This is a genomic window from Flavobacterium rhamnosiphilum, assembly GCF_004349195.1.
Lineage (GTDB): Bacteria > Bacteroidota > Bacteroidia > Flavobacteriales > Flavobacteriaceae > Flavobacterium > Flavobacterium rhamnosiphilum.
In genome coordinates this window covers 1-2,864 of the sequence record NZ_SMLG01000028.1, presented here as the reverse complement: position 1 = coordinate 2,864, position 2,864 = coordinate 1, and the positions used below count along the sequence as shown (strand labels likewise).

Here is a 2,864-nt window from a genome sequence, read left to right as displayed (position 1 = left end):
GCAGTACCGCCAGTTGCGGAAGCCGTTGCAGATCCAGTGGTAGCCCCTTTGCAATTTACATTAACAATGGATCCAATAGTAACATTAGGTAGAGTATTAATGGTTATTGGTGTAGTAACAGTTTTTGGACAGCCTCCTGTGCTAAATGTATAAGTTATTGTGTAAGTGCCTGGTGTACTATCAGTAATATTAATGGCTCCAGTCGTTGGGTTAATGCTTAGACCTGCCGGTGCAGAATATGTTCCACCTGTCACTCCGCTCAAGGTTACGTCTACAGAACCCTCATTTTTACAAAAGCTGCCATCACCATAACTAATAGTTGCAGTTCCTAAAACTAATTTTACAGGATATGGACCTGCAAAATCATCTAATGATGCCGATGGAGAATCTGAAGATTTTGTTTTTATTAAAACAGAGCCAAATTCCGCTCCTGCGCAAGGATTGTTTACTGCGAAAAAGGCACTTATATTTATTGCAGCTTCAACAAACTGAGAAGTACTATATTGACTTGAGCCAAATGCTCCTCCAGTCATAGTATCCACTATCCCGATGTTAGTCTTCCCAAAAGCATTGGTGGAAGGATCGATAACCAATGCATAGTCAGTGCCATTCCAAGTATAAAATTTAACAGTTGCTATGCTACCCCCATTTGAGTATTCTACCGCAAGCAAAATATCGCCAACAGTTCTTCCTCCAGCTAAAGTAAAACTACCACCTGCATTAGCCGTTAATGTATTTTGAAAAAATTCAAAATCGATATAACTTGTTCCAGTTGTAACTAATCGATCACTTGCAATAATTAACCATTGGTCAGTTTTTGTAGGGTCAATTATATTTGGGCCAGTTCCTAAATGAATTAAAACATTATTTATATCCCCTTTCCCGCCAGCTTTACTGGTAGTCCAATTCCATAGAGTAGTTGGGTCATCGTTGTATTTTCCTCCACCAGTAAAGATATTATCACTAGTTGTATCAAATAAATCTAGAAACCTATAGGTTGTGGCTGTATTTATGGCAGTCCCATTAAGATTGAATACATGCTCTCCAGAGCCACCTGTACCAGGTATCCAGTCACCTATATTTGAGGTTGGGATATTTGCCTTAAGGTCGCCATCAATACCAAAACCATTATATGGAAAAATAACAGGTGCAGTTTGGGCAACTGCTGTTAAACTAAAAAAACTTAAGACTAAAAGCGTAAATAATTTTGTCGAATAAGTAAAATTTGATTTCATATTGATTTGTTTTAAATCGTTAGAAAGTGAGACGGTTGTAAATAGCAAAATTCACATGTGAGAGTAGTTGTAGGAGTTGAAGGTCGAAGTGCTTTTACACGATTTTCAACGTTCAAAGGAATAAAATCAATACTTCCGGAAGGTTTTTTCAGGAAGTTGATTAATAGATCAAAAAGCATGATTTTTTTGGATTGCAACAGTATAGCTTGAACTAAGTCAGTCCAAGACTTTGGGGCATCAAATGGAGAATATTTATTACTAACCAACATGAAGAAGGTCAGTAAAAGGAAGGTAATTTCTGTTTTCATACAATCAAGTTTTAATTTATTATTTATGGATTGATTTTGTGGTATTAATTTTTCTGTTTAATTATAATGTTTAGAAATAGCTAATACTGTAGATTACAAGTGGTGGTTTCTATTTGAAAATTTGAATAAAACCAAGAAGAATAGCCTTTTTGTCGATTTTTAGTAAAACATTTTGAATTAATTAGAAGTCTATTCTTTTAAAATAATTTTTAAAAATTTAGGTGTGTTTCTAAATTTTTTCAGGGATGAAAGCTTTCTTTTTTGGGGTTAAAGAATCTTTTCCTCGTATGGTAATTTTCTGTTTTTGTTCTTAAACTATTTAAAATGAAGTTTAATCTGTAAAATTTTAATTAACACTTTTTTGAATCAATAATAAATCTATTATTTCAAAATTAGAAATCTAAAATTTAGATGTAGGTCTAAATTTTTTCAAGAATGAAAGTTTTCTTTTTTGGGGTTAAAGAATCTTTTTCTTGTATAGTAATTGTCAGTTTTTTTTAAACTATTTAAAATGAAGTTTAATCTGTATAATTTTAATTAACACTTTTTTGAATCAATTATAAATTTATATTCCAAAATTAAATTCTTAAAATTTAGCTGTGTTTCTAAATTTTTTCAGGGAAGAAAGCTTTCTTTTTTGGGGTTAAAAAAGCTTTTCCTCGTATGGTAATTATCTGTTTTAAAAAATATTTAACAGGCTATTTATATATACAATCAAAGTTACAAAGAATTAATACTATTGATTTATTTTTTCTACGAGTGACCTAAATACTCGTTGAAATGTAATTTTTTATATTAAAATTTTAACATTTGTTTCGTTTTAAGTAAGTTGTACCCTAGTAATTTAAAATTTGTTCTAAAGAAAAGTTAAGAGAAAGAAGAATTACTATTAAAAAGGAGTTAATAAAAATAGAAAAAAAATTATAGATGTGATTTTTTTTAGACTAAAAAATAAATACTTCTGGGTGTGAACTTTAAATTGGAATTGGGTGGTCAATACCACTGGAATTTGTACTTAAATAGTTTTAATAAAAAAACCTCGAAAATTTTATTTCCGAGGTTTAGGTTTGAGTTAACTACTTTTATATTGCAGGATATTTATAGTTCAGTGATTATGAACTCGCTACGTCTGTTGAGTTGATGTTCATCTTCGGTACATTCGACTCCATCGGAACATTTATTTACGAGTTGATTTTCGCCATAACCTTTACCGATTAATCTGTTTTTGTTAACCCCGTTTTTAACTAACCATTTTATAGTAGATTTAGCTCTTCTATCGGATAATGCTTCGTTGTATTTGAAAGTTCCACGACTATCAGTG

At 31.3% G+C, this 2,864-nt stretch carries 2 protein-coding genes and 1 pseudogene; all 3 read right to left on the bottom strand.

The features are described 5' to 3' along the window. Nucleotides 1-1,235 (bottom strand): annotated as a pseudogene (locus tag E0I26_RS16345) (hypothetical protein); the annotation flags it as partial. Between the two features lie 11 nt (nt 1,236-1,246). Then, the gene (locus E0I26_RS16340) at nt 1,247-1,543 is read right to left on the bottom strand and encodes a hypothetical protein (protein ID WP_131917510.1); all 297 of its coding nucleotides are present in this window, start codon (nt 1,541-1,543) and stop codon (nt 1,247-1,249) included. Between the two features lie 1,098 nt (nt 1,544-2,641). After that, a partial coding sequence (locus E0I26_RS16335) for an OmpA family protein (protein ID WP_131917509.1) occupies nt 2,642-2,864 on the bottom strand: 223 nt, incomplete at its 5' end.

Excerpts from the sequence above, each read along its gene's own strand:
- E0I26_RS16340 (WP_131917510.1), bottom strand. The coding sequence starts at position 1,543 with ATGAAAACAGAAATTACCTTCCTTTTACTGACCTTCTTCATGTTGGTT.